Genomic DNA, 15,972 nt, shown 5'->3' on the forward strand with positions numbered 1-15,972 from the left:
CGGCCCGCCCACGTTCCGGCGCCCGCCGCCGCCCGGCTCACGCGCCGGAGAAGCCGCCCGCGAGCCGTTCGCGCAGGTGCCGCACGAGCGCGCGCACCGCGCTCGGCACGACCGGACTGTATGGGCGGATCGCGAAAATATGGTCGCCGAACGCGCCCGACGGCCGCCAGCCGTCGAGCAGCGCGACGAGCCGGCCGGCATCGAGATCGCGCCGCGCGCTGAAATCGGGCAGCAGCGCGATGCCGAGCCCGCCGAGCGCGGCCTCGCGCATCGCCTCGCTGTTGTTCGCCGCGAAACTGCCGCGCACCGGCACGCTCACGCGCTGGCGCCGGCGGCCGTCCGGCTCGAAGCTCCACGCGGCCGGCTCGTGCTCGCGCAGGTAGCACAGGCAGCTGTGATCGACGAGTTCGCTCGGGTGGCGCGGCGCGCCGCGCGTGTCGAGATAGTCGCGGCTCGCGACCAGCAGCGAACGCGTGTCGCACAGCTTCCATGCGACATGGGTCTGCGGCGCGGTGGTCGTATGGCGGATCGCGAGATCGAAGCCCTCCTGCGTCAGCGAATGCAGGCGGTCGGACAGGTCGAGCTCGATCTGTACGCCCGGATGCTGACGCAGGAAATCGGGCAGGTGCGGCACGATCTGCTGGCGCCCGAGCGCGACCGGCACCGTGAGGCGCAACAGCCCGCGCGGCTCGCCGGCGAGATCCTTCACGCGCGCGAAATGCTGGCCGATCGACTCGAACGCGTCGCGCGTGCTGTCGACGAGCGTCTGGCCCGCATCGGTGAGCCGCACGCTGCGCGTGGTGCGCCGCACGAGCGGCACGCCGGCCGCCTTTTCGAGATCGGCGATGCGCTGGCTCATCGCGGCCTTGCTGATGCCGAGCCGCTGCGCGGCAGCCGTGAAACTGCCGGCCGCGGCCAGCACCGTCAGCGAATGGATGTGCGGCCAGAGCGCCTGGACATTTTGCTGATTCATCCACTGATTATTCAGAATTCTGAACAGTGAATCAAGTTTCGCGGCCTTCTCCGGCCCTGCCGGTTTCCCTAGACTAGGTGCTGTTCCCCCTCATCCCCAGGAGACACGATGAATCAGGTTCCCGCGTACACGTCCGACGCCGACGTCGGCCACTATGTCGACGGCGCGCCCGTCGCCGGCCGCAGCGGCCGTTTCCAGGACGTCCTCAACCCGGCGCTCGGCCGCGCGGTGCGCCGCGTGGCGCTGGCCGACGGCAGCGAAGTGCAGCAGGCCGTCGCCTCCGCCCACGCCGCGTTCCCGGCCTGGGCCGCGACGCCGCCGATCCGCCGCGCGCGCGTGCTGCACCGCTTCCTGCAACTGATGAACGAGCACCGCGACACGCTCGCGGCGATCATCACCGCCGAACACGGCAAGGTGTTCTCGGACGCGCAGGGCGAAGTCGCGCGCGGCATCGACATCGTCGAATTCGCGTGCGGCGTGCCGCAACTGCTGAAGGGCGATTTCACCGACCAGGTCAGCACCGGCATCGACAACTGGACGATGCGTCAGCCGCTCGGCGTCGTCGCGGGCATCACGCCGTTCAACTTCCCGTGCATGGTGCCGTGCTGGATGTTCCCGGTCGCGATCGCGACGGGCAACACGTTCGTGCTGAAGCCGAGCGAGCGCGACCCGTCGGCCGCGCTGTTCATCGCCGACCTGCTCACGCAGGCCGGCCTGCCCGCCGGCGTGTTCAACGTCGTGCAGGGCGACAAGGGCGCGGTCGATGCGCTCCTCGATCATCCGGACGTGCAGGCCGTCAGCTTCGTCGGCTCGACGCCGATCGCGGCGTACGTGCAGCAGCGCGCGGTGCAGTCGGGCAAGCGCGTGCAGGCGCTCGGCGGCGCGAAGAACCACCTCGTCGTGATGCCCGACGCGAACATCGATCAGGCCGTCGACGCGCTGATCGGCGCCGCATACGGCTCCGCGGGCGAGCGCTGCATGGCGATCAGCATCGCGGTGCTGGTCGGCGACGTGGCCGACCGAATCGTGCCGGCCGTGGCCGAGCGCGCGCGCAAGCTGGTGATCGGCGACGGCATGTCGCCGGAAGTCGAGATGGGTCCGATCGTCACCGGCGAAGCGTTGAAGCGCATCGAAGGCTATATCGAGCAAGGCGTGAACGAAGGCGCGCAACTGGTGGTCGACGGGCGCGGGCTGCGCGTGCCGGGCCGCGAAGCCGGCTTCTTCACCGGCGGCACGCTGTTCGATCACGTGCGCCCCGACATGCGGATCTACAAGGAAGAGATCTTCGGGCCGGTGCTCGGCTGCGTGCGCGTGAAGGATTTCGGCGAGGCGGTCGACCTGATCAACGCGCACGAGTTCGGCAACGGCGTGTCGTGCTTCACGAGCGACGGCGGGATCGCACGCGAATTCGCGCGGCGCATCCAGGTGGGCATGGTCGGCATCAACGTGCCGATCCCGGTGCCGATGGCGTGGCACGGCTTCGGCGGCTGGAAGAAGAGCCTATTCGGCGACATGCACGCGTACGGCGAGGAAGGCGTGCGCTTCTACACGCGCCAGAAGTCGGTGATGCAGCGCTGGTCGTCGAGCATCGGCAAGGGCGCCGAATTCGCGATGCCGACCGCGAAGTAAGCCGGCCGGTGCGCCGCCCGTCTGCCGGTCAGGCGGGCGGCGCGCCGGCAGAAGCTTCGTCGCGTTCCTTGCGCCCGGCCCTTCTGGTGGCCAGCGCAAGCCCGTGATTGGCGGGAACGGCCCTAGCCGGCCTTCGTGCCGTGCGCGCCGTCGGCGGTCGGCATATAGGACAGCTCGAGCCGGTACGCGAGCGCGACGAACAGGCTCTGCGCGAGGCCCATCGTGGCCGTCAGCGCACGAAAGCCGAACGTTGCACTGTCCTGCACCATCAGCGTCACTTCCGCGTCCCGCGCGAGCGGGCTCATCCGGCTGTCGGTGATCGCGATCAGTCGCGCGCCGCGCTGCGCAGCCTGCTGCGCGACCTGCACGGTCTCGTCCGCATACGGCATGAACGAGATCGCGATCATCACGTCGCCCTCGCGCACCGACCGGATCTGGCCGAGATGCATGCTGCCGAGCGCGCTGAACAGGCCGATCCGCTTGTCGGTGTGCTGCAGCGCATAGTCGAGATACACGGCGATCGGAAACGCGCGCCGCGACCCGGCGATCCAGATCGCCTGCGTATCGGCGAGCAAATCCACGGCCTGCGCAAGCGCCTGCGAATCGAGCGTCTGCCGCAACTGCTGCATCCCGGCAATGCTGCCCTTGATGAATTCGTCGGCGATCTGTTCGGGCTGCAGGCTCGACGAGCCGGCCTCGATCACGTCGCGCAGCCGCAGGTTGTACGCGCGCCCCGGCGCGATCTGCTGCGCGAGCCCCTCGCGGAACAGCCGCTGCATCTCGGAGAAGCCGGAGAAGCCGAAGTGCTTCGCGAAGCGCACGACGGCCGACGGCTGGACGCCGCATGCCTCCGCGAGCGACTGGATGCCTTCCAGCCCAAGCTGGTCCCGATGCGTTTCCACGTGGCGCGCAATCACCTTCAGGCGATTGCTGAGGCCGTCGTACTCCTGCGTCAGGTGCTGCAGGAACTGCTCGACGGTGGCGGGAGGTTTCTCGGATGAACTCATCGGATAGCGCGAAGTTGACGGCCCCGATGCGCGCGCGATGCTGGCGCACGCGGCCCGGGGCTCGACTGGATACATGCATGAAGGGCGAATTTAATCACGTTTGCGGCCCGGCCCGCGCCGCCTGCTCGCTCCCACGCGCTCGATCATCACTTGCACACGCTCCACGGCACGACTGGAAGCGATTGTCCAACGGGCTCGCGGCGTCGTAAAGATTAGGGCGTCTACCGAGGCCGGCTGTCGCGACGAAGCCCGACGACGCATGGCGCCGCCCGCCTGCCCTCCCGTTCAACGATAGTCGACCCACACGCTGCCCGCATCGGCCGAACGCACGCAATTCTCGACCCAGCGCACGCCCTCGACGCCCGCGTGGACGTCCGGAAAGCGGATGGCCTTCAACGCCGCGGCGTCGCCGCGATCGGCCGCATCCATCGCGAGCGCGAAGCGCGCGTACAGGTTCGACCATGCCTCGAACAGCCCCTCCGGATGCCCGGCGCCGATCCGATCCTCGCGCAGCGCCCGCGGATGCAGATAGCCCATCCCGCGATCGAGCACCTGCGCGGGCTGCCCCTGGATTTCGTAGCGCAACTGGTTCGGATGCTCGTCCCACCATTCGATGCTGGCCTTCGAGCCGATCACGCGTACCTTCTGCCCGTGCATCGAGCCGGCGTTCACCGCGCTCGACCACACGTAGCCGATCGCCCCGGTGTCGTATTCCATGATCGTGAACGCGTTGTCCTCGAGCGGCGCGCGGCTCTTCACGAAGCTTTGCCGCGAACACATCAGCCGCCGGATCTTCAGTTCCGGCGCCATCACCTCGGAGATGTACAGCGGATGCGTGCCGATGTCGCCGAGCACGTAGCTCGGGCCCGCGAATGTCGGATCGACGCGCCAGCGCGCGGCCGCGCTCGCGGCCTCGACGCCTTCGCTGTGGAAGCCGTGCGCGAACTGCATCTGCACGATGCGGATCTCGCCGAGGTCGCCGCGCGCGATCATCTCGCGCGCCTGCTCGATCATCTGGTGTCCCGAGTAGCCGTACGCGACGCCGACGACCCGGTTCTTCTCGATCGACAGCCGCTGCAGCGCCTCGGCCTCTTCGGTCGTGAAGCACAGCGGCTTCTCGCAGACGACGTGCAGCCCCGCGTTCAGCGCGGCGCGGCAGATCTCGAAGTGCGTGTTGTTCGGCGTCGCGATCGACACCGCGCGGATGCCGTCCGGGCGACGCGCTTCGGCGTCGAACATCGTCGCGTAATCGGGATAGCAGCGCTCGGCCGCGACGCCGAGCTTCACGCCGAACTGGCGGCCGCGTTCGGGATCGAGGTCGAATGCGCCGGCAAGCAGCTGGAAGCTGCCGTCGCGCAGCGCGGCCGACCGGTGGCTGTAACCGATCTGGCTGCCGAGCCCGCCGCCGACCATGCCCCAGCGAATCGAATGTCCAAGCAGAATCTGTCCGTCAATCATGATGGTGGTGTTCCCGGTGCGTGTTCAGGATGTCATGCAAAACCGGCCGACGCGAGAAACGCGCGGCTCGCGGCGACGTCGCGCAGGCTCGTGCCGGCGTTGCGCGGGTCGCGCTCCTGCTCGATCGTGATGGCGCCCGCGTAGCCGATGTCGTCGAGCGCCTGGCGGATCGCGCGGTAGTCGAGCACGCCGGTTCCGATCGGGCACATCACGCCGCGCGCGCATGCGGCGAAAAACGCGATGTGCTCGCCCATCACCGCGTCGTACACGGCCGCGTCGATATCCTTGAAATGGACGTAGTCGAGACGCGCCGCATGGCGGCGCAGCCACGTTTCGGGATCCATGCCCGAGTAATGCAGGTGGCCGGTGTCGAGACACAGGCCCGCCGTATCGGCCGGAACATCGGCCACGATCCGGTCGATCTCGTCCGAGAACTCGATGTAGCCGCCCGCATGCGGATGAATCACCGCGCGCACGCCGAACTCGTCGCGCGCGATCGTCGCGATCTGCCGGATATGGTCGACCATCCGCGCCCAGCGCTCGTCGGACAGCCGCGGCGCGCGATCGCCGTGACCGGCCGCGTAATCGCGTTCCTCGTGGCCCCAGTCCATCACGACCAGGTACGGCGCCGCGTAGCGCTGGCCGTCCTGCGTCGGCGGCGTCGGCAGCCGCGTGATCAGCGCGCAGATGTCGCGCGTCTGGCGCAGCAGGTTCGGCAGGTTCTCCGGCGACACGAGATCGTCGAAGATCGTGCCGGCCGTGATGCTCAGGCGGTGCCGCTCGAGCTCGGCGCTCACCACGTCGGGCTCGAGCGGGATGTAGCCGTACGGCCCGAGCTCGATGCCCGAGTAGCCGGCCTGCGCGGCCTCGGCAAGCACGTGCCGCCACGGCGGCAGGTGCGGGTTCTTCACGTCGTCGACGCCCCAGCAGCACGGCGCGCAGCCAATCTTCATCGTCATGTCGGTCGGTCCGGTAAGCGACGAGCAGCCGCGGGTCAGCCGCGATAGAACGCGGGACGGTCGGCCATCGCGATCGGTTCGACCGCGCCGCTCTTCTGCGCCCGCACGCATGCGTCGGCCGCGACCGCCGCTGCGTAGCCGTCCCATGCGGACGGCCCGGTCAGCCCGCCCTGCCGCACGCCGTCGATGAACGCCTGCAGTTCGACGTCGTACGACGCGATGAAGCGCTCCTTCCAGTCGGTCATGATCTCGATCGACTGCCGCGCCGCGTGCTTGATCCCGACGGCCGGCGGATCCGGCAGCTTCGCGATGCCCTGCTCGCCCACCACTTCGCACTGGATGTCGTAGCCGTACTGGCAGTTCACGAAAATCTCGACGTCGATGCGCACGCCGCTCGCGGTTTCGAGCAGCACGATCTGCGGATCGGCGAGGTGTGCCGACGCGTGGCGCGTCTTCCTCGGATAGACGACCTGCGCGCTCGCATAGTCCTCGCCGAGCAGCCAGCGCAACACGTCGAGTTCGTGGATCAGCGTATCGGTGATCGCCATGTCGGTCGTGTAGCGCTCGCCGACCGACTGGTTGCGGTGCGCGCAGTGCAGCATCAGCGGCGCACCGATTGCGCCGCTGTCGATCACGCGCTTGAGCGCACGATAGCCTTCGTCGTACGGCCGCATGAAGCCGACCTGCACGAGCCGCTTGCCGTGCGCGACTTCGGCTTCGACGATCCGCATACAGCCGTCGGCCGTGACGGCCAGCGGCTTCTCGCAGAACACCGGCTTGCCGTGCGCGATCGCATCGAGCACGAACGCTTCGTGCGTCGGCCCCCACGACGTGACGAGCACGGCCTGCACGTCGGCGGCCGCGACCACTTCGTGGCCATCGCCGTAGACCTCGGCGTCGAGCCCGTATTTCGTCACCGCGTCGCGCGCCTGCCGCGGATCGATGTCGTTGACGGCCACGACGCGCGCGCCGGACAGCGTGCGGGTCAGTCTGCGGATGTGGTCCTGGCCGATCGCGCCGCAGCCGATCACGCCGATTTGCAAGGTCATGCAGGTGTCTCCAGTGGTTCGTTCATCAGCGGCGCGGCCCGTGCCGCGCCGGTCATCAATCGGTCAGCGCGCGGCGCGATCGAAATGGCGATCGACGTAGCGCTGGATGGTGTCGCGCATGTAGCGCGACGAGGCTTCCGCGCGGTCCTCCCACGCGAACACGCACGACGACATCACGCCGTCGAAGCCGGCCGCGCCGAGCGCGCGGAAAAACACGTCCCAGTCGATCTCGCCCTGCCCGATGTCGAGATGCTGGTGCACGCGGATCTGGTTCGAGCCCGGCGGGTTCACGATGTAGCGCAACTGGCTGCTCTTGCGGTGGTCGAACGTGTCGGCCACGCGCACGTGCGCGAGAATCGGTGCGGCCTGCGCGATCATCGCGGCCATGTCGTCGCCGTAGTAGAACGTGTGCGGCGCGATGTACGACAGCTTCAGTGCGGGCGAACCGAGATTCGTGACGATGTCGATCGCCGGTTGCAGCTGCTCGATCCAGCCCTCCGGATGCGGCTCGACCGACAGCACGATGCGTTCGCGCTCGAGGATCGGCAGCAGCACGTCCATCGAGCGGAACCACGCGGCTTCGCACAGCTCCTTCGGGTTGGCGCCCGGCCGCTCGCCGACCGAACGCTCGGGCGACGCGCCGCGCCCGAACTCGGACACCATCAACGGGCACTCCATCTCGACCGCGACCTCGATCGCCTTCTGCCAGCAGCGCACGGCCCATTGCCGCTCGTCCTCGAACGGGCTCGCCCAGCGGTACATCGGCTGCAGCGACGCGAGACCGACGCCGCTCGCGCGCATCGCCTGGCGGAACGCGGCCATGCGTGCGGAGGTCGCGCGCGGCATCACCCACCAGTCGAGAAAATCGCTGCGCGGCGACAGCTCGATCTGGTCGTAGCCGAGTTCGGCGACCGCGTGCGGCAGCCGGTCGAGCGGCAGGTGGCGAATCATGTAGGGATCCAGAGCGATCTTCATCTTCTTCCCGGACGGTTCCACGGCTTCGGCAGTGTCGAAATCGGTCAGCGGCGCGACTTCTTGTTGCGGTACTGGTCGGCGATCACGGCCGCGACGATGATCGCGCCCTTCACCATCTCCTGGTAATACGCATCGATGCGGATGAACGTGAAGCCCGACGTCATCACGCCGAGGATCAGCACGCCGATCACGGTGCCCGTCACGCGCCCGAGGCCGCCCGACAGCGACGTGCCGCCGATCACGACGGCCGCGATCGCATCGAGCTCGTACATCACGCCCATGCCCGACTGGCCGGAAATCGCGCGCGCGGCCGTCACGGTGCCGGCGATCCCGCTCAGGAGGCCCGCAATCGCATAGACGAAGATCAGGTGCCGCGTGACGTTGATGCCCGACACGACGGCCGCGTGGCGGTTCGCGCCGATCGCATAGGTGTATTTGCCGAAGCGCGTGTAGCGCAGCACGACGTGGAAGATCGCGGCGACCACGAGAAAGATGATCACCGGATTGGCGCCCGCGCCGATCGCCGCGAACGGGTCGGTCAGCATCGACACCGGCATCCCGTTGGTGAACCACTTCGCGAAGCCGCGCGCGGCGACCATCGTGCCGAGCGTCGCGATGAACGGCGGGATGCCCGTCATCGCGATCAGCGTGCCGTTCAGCAGGCCGACCAGCAGCCCGACGCACACGCCGGCCAGCACCGGCCAGATGATCGGCAGGTCGGTGAGATGCGGAAACACCGCGCGCGGAAAGTCGGACACCTGCGCGAGGCTCGCCGACACGACGGCGGCCGCTGCGACCACGGACCCCGACGACAGGTCGATCCCGCTGGTGATGATCACGAGGTTCACGCCGACCGCGATGATGCCGATCACGGCCATCTGCAGCACGATGATCTCGAGCCGCTCGGCATTGAACAGGAAGCTCTGGCCGACGACGATCCAGCCGACGATCTCGAAGAACAGGCTGATGCCGACCAGCACGAGGAAGATGCTCAGTTCCGGCGGCCACTTCGTATGCCGCGACTTGAGCGTCATGGTCTGCGCATCCGCGACCGGGTTCAGGTTGCCCATTTCAGTTGTCTCCAATCTTGTTGCGGCTCAGCGCGACGCGAGATCCATGATGCGGACCTGGTCGGCGTCCTTGCGATCGACGATGCCGGTCATGCGCCCTTCGTGCATCACCATCACGCGATCGCTCATCCCCAGCACTTCCGGCATTTCCGACGAGATCATCAGCACCGCGACGCCCTTGCCGGCAAGCGCGCTGACGAGCCGGTGGATCTCGGCCTTCGCGCCGACGTCGATGCCGCGCGTCGGTTCGTCGAGGATCAGGATGCGCGGCTGCGTGAGCAGCCAGCGGCCGATCAGCACCTTCTGCTGGTTGCCGCCCGACAGGTTCTGGATTTCCTCGTGCAGCCCGGGCGACTTCACGCGCAGCATCCGGCTCATTTCCTCGCAGTCGCGCTTCAACTGCGCCTGCTGCACGAAATTGAACTTCACGTAGCGGCGGCTCAGCACCGCCGCCTCCATGTTCGCGAGCAGGTCGAGATTCAGGAAGCAGCCGGAATCCTTGCGGTCCTCGGTGAGGAACGCCATCCCGTGCTTCATCGCCTGCGCGGGCGTCGCGATCCGCACCGGCTTGCCGTCGATGCGGATCTCGCCCGACGTGGCCGGCACGACGCCGAACAGCGCCTCCGCGACGTTCGAGCGCCCCGAGCCGACGAGGCCCGCGACGCCGAGGATCTCGCCCGCGCGCAGCTCGAAGCTCACGTCGCGGAACACGCCGTCGACGCAGAGATCCTTCACCGACAGCACGACGTCGCCGATCGGCACGTCCTCCTTCGGGAACATCTGCGTGATCTCGCGCCCGACCATCATGCGGATGATGTCGTCGCGGGTGACGTCGCTCGACGCATGCGTGCCGATGTACTTGCCGTCGCGGAACACCGAGAACTCGTCGGCGATCTCGAACAGCTCGTTCATCTTGTGCGTGATGTAGACGATGCCCTTGCCCTGCTCGCGCAGCTGGCGAATGATCCGGAACAGGTGCGTGACTTCCTTGTCGGTCAGCGCGGAGGTCGGTTCGTCCATGATCAGCACGTCCGAGTCGAACGACACGGCCTTCGCGATCTCGACCATCTGGCGGCTCGCGACCGTCAGCGTGCGCACGTCGGTTTCCGGATCGATGTCGATCGACAGCCGCTCGAACAGCGCGGCCGTGCGGCGGCGCAGCTCGGCGTGATCGATCAGGCCGAAGCGGTTCTTCGGTTCGCGGCGGATCCAGATGTTCTCCGCGACCGTCATGTACGGCATCAGGTTGAGCTCCTGATGGATCATCGCGATGCCGCGGTCGAGCGCATCGAGCGGGCCGTTCAGCACGACCGGTTCGCCGTTGATCAGGATTTCGCCCTGGTCGGGCGTGTAGACGCCCGCGATGATCTTCATCAGCGTGGACTTGCCGGCGCCGTTCTCGCCCATCAGCGCATGAACGGTGCCGCGGCGCACGCGGAACTGCACGCCGTCGAGCGCGACGACGCCGGGAAAGGACTTGCCGACGCCGCGCACCTCGAGCACGCAGTCGGCCGCGGAAGGAGGCGGCGAACCGGACGAGCCGGCCGCCCCGGACGAAGCGGCCGGCGCGTCGCCGCCGGCCATCGGGCGCGCGATCCTGGCTGTAAACATGGACGTTCCTCGACAAGTCGCGCGCGAACCCGGCCGTGCCGGGCCCGCGCAGTTCAACGGGACAACCGGTCAGTGCTTCGCGTACTGGTTCATGTTGTCGGGCGTCACGAGCTCGAACGGCACGTTCACGTAGCGGTCGACCGGCTGCTTCTTCGCAAGCTTGAGCGCCGCGGCCACCGCCTGCGCGCCCTGCCCGGACGCGTTCTGGTACACGGACACCTTCAACTCGCCGGCCTTCATCGCAGCAAGCCCGTCCGGCGTCGCGTCGATGCCGGCGACGACCGTCTTCGGCGTCAGCTTGCGCGCGGCCTTCAGCGCGTTGATCGCGCCGATCGCCATTTCGTCGTTGTTCGACACGATCGCGTCGAACCTGGTCCCGGAGCTCAGCCAGTTCATCGTGATGTCCTGGCCCTGCGTGCGGCTCCACTTGCCTTCGCGCTTGTCGACGATCTTCATGCCCGCGCAATCCTTGGTCGCGATCACGTCCTCGATGTCCTTGGTGCGGGCGCGCGCCGATTCGTTGGACAGCTCGCCCATCAGCACGAGGATGTCGCCCTTGCCGCCGAGCAGCTTGCACACCTGGCGCGCCTGCAGCGTGCCCGACTGCTTTTCGTCGGATGCGACGACCGCGACGCCGGCCGGCAGCTTGTCGAAATCGACCGGCTTGCGGTTGACGTAGACGAGCGGGATCTTCGCCGCGGTCACCATCTTCGTGATCTTCGGCGTCGCGTCGGTATCGACCGCGTTCACGATGATCGCGTCGACCTTCTGCGCGATCATGTTCTGGACCTGGCTCAACTGCTTGCCGACGTCATTGCCGCCGTCCTCGATCTGCACCGTCGCGCCGTCCTTCTTCGCGGAATCGGCGATGCTGTTGCGCAGGATGGTCAGGAACGTGTCGTCGAACGATGCCATCGTCACGCCGATCTTTTCGGCATGCGCGAGCGGCGCAGCCAGGATCGCGGCGGCCGCGACGGCCATCAGCTTGGTCTTCATGATCAATCTGTCTCCTCATCTCCGGGGGCGGAAGACGGCGCGTTGCGCGCCGCCGGGCCGAGTCCCGTCTGGTCCGATCGGGACTGAAGCATCCGGATGAAACTGTAGATCACTTCCTCGAAAATTTGGAAATTTATTTCTACGTGATTTCACCTAGGGAACTGGATTTCCAAAAAGTCTAGACTGCGTCCGTAGCCCGAATCCTGACGGCAGGCAGCCTCGCGTCGTGCAGCATCCGCTGCCGATAGCCGCCCCGGATTCGGTCCCCTAATCTGCCGGCAGCGCCGAACGCCGGCCGCGAGCGTGACACGTGATATGAGCCTGCTGAACTTTCCGAGTGACCGTCCCATCGATCTCGCCTGCCTCGGCCGCGTGGCCGTGGATCTCTATGCGCAGCAGTACGGCAGCCGCCTCGAAGACGCGCGCAGCTTCCAGATGTATCTCGGCGGCTCGTCGGGCAACGTCGCGTTCGGCGTCGCGCGGCTCGGGCTGAAGACCGCGATGATTTCGCGCGTCGGCGACGAGCAGATGGGCCGCTTCCTGCGCGAGACGCTCGAGCGCGAAGGCTGCGACACGAGCCAGTTGCAGACCGATCGCGAGCGCCTCACCGCGCTGGTGCTGCTCGGGCTGAAGGATCGCGATACGTTCCCGCTGCTGTTCGTGCGCGAGAACTGCGCGGACATGGCCGTGCGCGCCGACGAGATCAGCGAGGACTTCATCGCCGGTTGCCGCGCGCTGGCGATCACCGGCACGCATCTGTCGACGCCGGGCACGCGCGAGGCGTCGCTGACGGCGTTGGCGTATGCGCGCCGGCACGGTGCCGTGCGCATCCTGGACATCGACTACCGGCCGGTGCTGTGGGGGCTGACAGCACGCGGCGCCGGCGAGAACCGCTACGTACCCGACGCGCAGGTGACGCGGCAACTGCAGCAGGTGCTCGGCGAATTCGACCTGCTGGTCGGCACCGAGGAGGAATTCCTGATCGCGGGCGGCGTGCCGCACGACCTGATCGCGTCGTTGCAGGCGGTGCGCGCGATCACGACCGCGACGCTGGTGGTCAAGCGCGGCGCGCTCGGCTGCTGCGTGATCGAAGGCGACGTTCCCGTGCGCATCGACGATGCGCCGACCTTCGTCGGCGAGCGCGTCGAGGTGCTCAACGTGCTCGGCGCGGGCGACGCGTTCCTGTCGGGCCTGCTGTCGGGGCTGCTGCGCGGGCGCGACTGGGCCGAATCGACGCGCATCGCGAACGCGTGCGGCGCGATCGTCGTGTCGCGTCATGCATGCTCGGCCGCGATGCCGACCCCGGCCGAACTCGCGCATTGGTTCGACGGCAGCCGCAATCCGGCGGTCGATGCCGACCGCACGCTCGCGCACCTGCATCGCGTGACGGTGCCGCGCCGCGAATGGGACGACCTGTGCGTGATGGCGTTCGACCATCGCAGCCAGTTCTACGAACTCGCGGTGCAGGCCGGCGCGGACGAAGCGCGGATCAAGACGTTGAAGCGCCTGCTCGTGCGCGCGGTCGAACAGGTCGAACGCGATCGCGGCATCGCCGGCCACGTCGGCGTGCTGATCGATGGCGGCGCGTACGGCAGCGACGCGCTCGCGTCGGCCACCGGCCGCGGCTGGTGGGTCGGGCGCCCGGTCGAGCTGCCGGGCTCGCGGCCGCTGCGGTTCGACGAGACGCGCTCGGTCGGCTCGTCGCTCACGCACTGGCCGACCGAACAGGTCGTGAAGTGCCTCGTTCACTATCACCCCGACGACCATGTCGACCTGCGCGTCGAGCAGGAGCAGCGCGTGCTGGAACTGTGGGAAGCCACGCGGGCGAGCGGCAACGAGCTGCTGCTGGAAATGATTCCGCCGCGCGCGGTCACGCCGGCCGGCACCGAGGACGACGCGGTGCTGCGCACGGTCGCGCGCTTCTACAATCTCGGCGTGAAGCCCGAATGGTGGAAGCTCACGCCGTTGAGCGCCGACGGCTGGGCGCGGCTCGCCGCGCTGATCGCGGAGCGCGATCCGCACTGCCGCGGCGCGGTGATCCTCGGGCTGAACCAGCCGCTGCAATACCTCGTCGACAGCTTCCGCTCGGCGACCGACCCGATCGTCAAGGGCTTCATGGTCGGGCGCACGCTGTGGGCCGATGCGTCGCTGAACTGGTTCGCGGGCCGGATCGACGACCAGGCGCTGATCGACGAAGTGGCCGGCAACTTCGCGCAACTGGTCGACGCGTGGCTGGGCCGGCGGGCCGCCGCGCGCGCCGCGGCGGCAGCCTGATGCCCGTGTTCGTGACGACCATCCGACTTCTCTCTATCGACCGACGATGACCACTACCGTAAGACTGACCGTCAGCCAGGCGCTCGTGCGCTACCTGGCCGCCCTGCGCGCCGAAGTCGTCCAGCCTGACGGCCGCACCGAGATCCTGCCGTACTGCGGCGGCGTGTTCGCGATCTTCGGCCACGGCAACGTGGCCGGGCTCGGCGAGGCGCTGCATGCCGAGAAGGACCGGCTGCCGACGTTTCGCGCGCACAACGAGCAAGGGATGGCCAATGCGGCCGTCGCGTTCGCGAAAGCGAATTTCCGCCAGCGGATGATGGCCGCGACGTCGAGCATCGGCCCCGGCGCGACCAACATGCTCACCTCTGCCGCGCTCGCGCACGTCGGCCGCTTGCCGCTGCTGCTGCTGCCCGGCGACGTGTTCGTGTCGCGGCTGCCCGACCCGGTACTGCAGCAGGTCGAGGATTTCGAACAGGGCGACGTCAGCGCGAACGACTGTTTCCGGCCCGTGACGCGCTACTTCGACCGCATCACGTCGCCCGAGCAACTGCTCGTCGCGCTGCCGCGCGCGATCCAGGTGATGACCGATCCCGCGCAGTGCGGCCCCGTGTGCCTCGCGCTGCCGCAGGACGTGCAGACCTTCGCGTACGACTGGCCCGAGGATTTCTTCGCGCCGCCGGTGATCCGGATGCGCCGGCCGCCGGCCGACGCGCTCGAACTCGCCGATGCGCTCGACGTGCTGAAGGCCGCGAAGAAGCCGCTGATCGTCGCCGGCGGCGGCGTGCTGTACAGCCAGGCGTGGGACGCGCTGCGCGCGTTCGCCGACATGCACGGCGTGCCCGTGGCCGAATCGCAGGCCGGCAAGGGCAGCCTCGCGTGGGACCACCCGCTGAACCTCGGATCGATCGGCGTGACGGGCTCCCCCGCCGCCAACCGCGCGGCCGCGCAGGCCGACGTCGTGTTCGCGGTCGGCACGCGGCTGCAGGATTTCACGACCGGCTCGCACGCGCTCTACGGCGACGCGACGCTGCTGAGCCTGAACGTGCAGCCGTTCGACGCGGGCAAGAAACGCGGCCGGCAACTGGTTGCCGATGCGCGTACGGGCCTCGGCCAGTTGTCGGCCGCGCTGGCCGGCTGGCGTGCCGACGCGGCGTGGACGGCCGCCAACCGCGACCAGGCCGCCGCATGGAACGCGCGCGTGACGGAGCTGACCATACGGATTCCGAAGGACACGCTGCCGTACGACGCGGACGTGATCGGCGCGGTGCGCGACTCCGCGGCCGATGCGGGGCGCGACAGCGCGCGCGACGATCTCGTCGTCTGCGCGGCCGGCACGCTGCCGGCCGAACTGCACAAGCTGTGGCGCAGCGGCGTGCCGGGCAACTACCACATGGACTATGCGTATTCGTGCATGGGCTACGAGGTCGCGGGCGGCCTCGGCGCGAAGCTTGCACGCCCCGAGCGCGAAGTGATCGTGATCGTCGGCGACGGCTCGTACATGATGCTCAACGCGGAGCTCGCGACCTCCGTGATGCTCGGCCGCAAGCTGATCGTCGTGATCCTCGACAACCGCGGCTACGGCTGCATCGAGCGGTTGCAACTCAATTGCGGCGGCGCGAGCTTCAACAACATGCTCGACGACTGCGTGCCCGAGGGCGGCGAACGCTCGACGATCGACTTCGCGATGCATGCGCGCGCGATGGGTGCGGACGCCGTGCACGTGGGCGACATCGGCGAGCTGCGCCGCGAAATGAAACGCGCGCGTGCGGCGACGAAGAGCCAGGTGCTCGTGATCGACACCACGCACCGTCGCACCACCGACGACGGCGGCGCATGGTGGGAAGTCGCGGTGCCGCAGGTATCCGAACGCGCCGGTGTCGAGGACGCACACCGCGCGTATCTCGATGCGAAAACCCGGCAGCGGCGCTGATTGCGCACGCTGCGCCACGAACACGCCTGCCCCACATCATC

Annotated in this window: 12 protein-coding genes; 3 read left to right on the forward strand and 9 right to left on the reverse strand. The window is 68.3% G+C overall.

All coding sequences use genetic code 11. From position 1 onward, the window contains the following. Nucleotides 1–37: 37 nt before the first annotated feature. Complete coding sequence (locus tag C4B30_RS28805) at nt 38–973, reverse strand: LysR family transcriptional regulator (protein ID WP_105133254.1); 936 nt, start codon at nt 971–973, stop codon at nt 38–40. 108 nt (nt 974–1,081) lie between these two features. On the opposite strand from C4B30_RS28805, the gene C4B30_RS28810 reads away from it, so the two are divergent. Next, nucleotides 1,082–2,602 carry a CoA-acylating methylmalonate-semialdehyde dehydrogenase gene (locus C4B30_RS28810; protein WP_027784220.1) on the forward strand — a complete coding sequence of 507 codons (1,521 nt, stop codon included), beginning with the start codon at nt 1,082–1,084 and terminating at the stop codon, nt 2,600–2,602. A gap of 122 nt (nt 2,603–2,724) precedes the next feature. Here the strand turns inward: C4B30_RS28810 and C4B30_RS28815 are convergent, their stop codons facing one another. The 8 genes from C4B30_RS28815 to C4B30_RS28850 all read right to left on the reverse strand — a co-directional run bounded on the left by C4B30_RS28815 (nt 2,725) and on the right by C4B30_RS28850 (nt 11,727). Next, nucleotides 2,725–3,609 carry a MurR/RpiR family transcriptional regulator gene (locus C4B30_RS28815; RefSeq protein WP_027784219.1) on the reverse strand — a complete coding sequence of 295 codons (885 nt, stop codon included), beginning with the start codon at nt 3,607–3,609 and terminating at the stop codon, nt 2,725–2,727. Between the two features lie 285 nt (nt 3,610–3,894). After that, nucleotides 3,895–5,067 carry a Gfo/Idh/MocA family protein gene (locus C4B30_RS28820; protein ID WP_105133255.1) on the reverse strand — a complete coding sequence of 391 codons (1,173 nt, stop codon included), beginning with the start codon at nt 5,065–5,067 and terminating at the stop codon, nt 3,895–3,897. Between the two features lie 32 nt (nt 5,068–5,099). After that, entirely contained in the window at nt 5,100–6,026 is a 927-nt protein-coding gene (locus tag C4B30_RS28825) for a TIM barrel protein (protein WP_105133256.1), read from the reverse strand. 35 nt (nt 6,027–6,061) lie between these two features. Next, on the reverse strand, nt 6,062–7,075 hold the full coding sequence (locus C4B30_RS28830) for a Gfo/Idh/MocA family protein (RefSeq protein WP_105133257.1): 1,014 nt from the start codon (nt 7,073–7,075) through the stop codon (nt 6,062–6,064). A 63-nt stretch (nt 7,076–7,138) separates the two neighbouring features. Beyond that, entirely contained in the window at nt 7,139–8,050 is a 912-nt protein-coding gene (locus C4B30_RS28835; protein WP_105133302.1) for a sugar phosphate isomerase/epimerase family protein, read from the reverse strand. A 44-nt stretch (nt 8,051–8,094) separates the two neighbouring features. Then, on the reverse strand, nt 8,095–9,120 hold the full coding sequence (locus C4B30_RS28840) for an ABC transporter permease (protein ID WP_105133258.1): 1,026 nt from the start codon (nt 9,118–9,120) through the stop codon (nt 8,095–8,097). 27 nt (nt 9,121–9,147) lie between these two features. Then, nucleotides 9,148–10,731, reverse strand: coding sequence for a sugar ABC transporter ATP-binding protein (locus C4B30_RS28845; RefSeq protein ID WP_105133259.1), 1,584 nt, complete (start codon nt 10,729–10,731; stop codon nt 9,148–9,150). 69 nt (nt 10,732–10,800) lie between these two features. Further along, a complete protein-coding gene (locus C4B30_RS28850) occupies nt 10,801–11,727 on the reverse strand; it encodes a sugar ABC transporter substrate-binding protein (protein WP_105133260.1) in 927 nt (308 codons plus the stop codon). Between the two features lie 315 nt (nt 11,728–12,042). On the opposite strand from C4B30_RS28850, the gene C4B30_RS28855 reads away from it, so the two are divergent. Together C4B30_RS28855 and iolD are read left to right on the forward strand one after the other, a co-directional pair. Next, nucleotides 12,043–14,001, forward strand: a complete 1,959-nt coding sequence (locus C4B30_RS28855; RefSeq protein ID WP_027784211.1) for a bifunctional 5-dehydro-2-deoxygluconokinase/5-dehydro-2-deoxyphosphogluconate aldolase — start codon at nt 12,043–12,045, stop codon at nt 13,999–14,001. 46 nt (nt 14,002–14,047) lie between these two features. Next, the gene (iolD, locus tag C4B30_RS28860) at nt 14,048–15,931 is read left to right on the forward strand and encodes a 3D-(3,5/4)-trihydroxycyclohexane-1,2-dione acylhydrolase (decyclizing) (RefSeq protein ID WP_105133261.1); all 1,884 of its coding nucleotides are present in this window, start codon (nt 14,048–14,050) and stop codon (nt 15,929–15,931) included. Nucleotides 15,932–15,972: the final 41 nt, after the last annotated feature.

The sequence above is a fragment of the Burkholderia sp. BE12 genome, assembly GCF_002959955.1.
GTDB lineage: Bacteria > Pseudomonadota > Gammaproteobacteria > Burkholderiales > Burkholderiaceae > Burkholderia.

Coding starts and splice junctions, on each gene's coding strand:
- C4B30_RS28805 (WP_105133254.1), bottom strand. CDS start 973: ATGAATCAGCAAAATGTCCAGGCGCTCTGGCCGCACATCCATTCGCTG.
- C4B30_RS28810 (WP_027784220.1), top strand. CDS start 1,082: ATGAATCAGGTTCCCGCGTACACGTCCGACGCCGACGTCGGCCACTAT.
- C4B30_RS28815 (WP_027784219.1), bottom strand. CDS start 3,609: ATGAGTTCATCCGAGAAACCTCCCGCCACCGTCGAGCAGTTCCTGCAG.
- C4B30_RS28820 (WP_105133255.1), bottom strand. CDS start 5,067: ATGATTGACGGACAGATTCTGCTTGGACATTCGATTCGCTGGGGCATG.
- C4B30_RS28825 (WP_105133256.1), bottom strand. CDS start 6,026: ATGACGATGAAGATTGGCTGCGCGCCGTGCTGCTGGGGCGTCGACGAC.
- C4B30_RS28830 (WP_105133257.1), bottom strand. CDS start 7,075: ATGACCTTGCAAATCGGCGTGATCGGCTGCGGCGCGATCGGCCAGGAC.
- C4B30_RS28835 (WP_105133302.1), bottom strand. CDS start 8,050: ATGAAGATCGCTCTGGATCCCTACATGATTCGCCACCTGCCGCTCGAC.
- C4B30_RS28840 (WP_105133258.1), bottom strand. CDS start 9,120: ATGGGCAACCTGAACCCGGTCGCGGATGCGCAGACCATGACGCTCAAG.
- C4B30_RS28845 (WP_105133259.1), bottom strand. CDS start 10,731: ATGTTTACAGCCAGGATCGCGCGCCCGATGGCCGGCGGCGACGCGCCG.
- C4B30_RS28850 (WP_105133260.1), bottom strand. CDS start 11,727: ATGAAGACCAAGCTGATGGCCGTCGCGGCCGCCGCGATCCTGGCTGCG.
- C4B30_RS28855 (WP_027784211.1), top strand. CDS start 12,043: ATGAGCCTGCTGAACTTTCCGAGTGACCGTCCCATCGATCTCGCCTGC.
- iolD (WP_105133261.1), top strand. CDS start 14,048: ATGACCACTACCGTAAGACTGACCGTCAGCCAGGCGCTCGTGCGCTAC.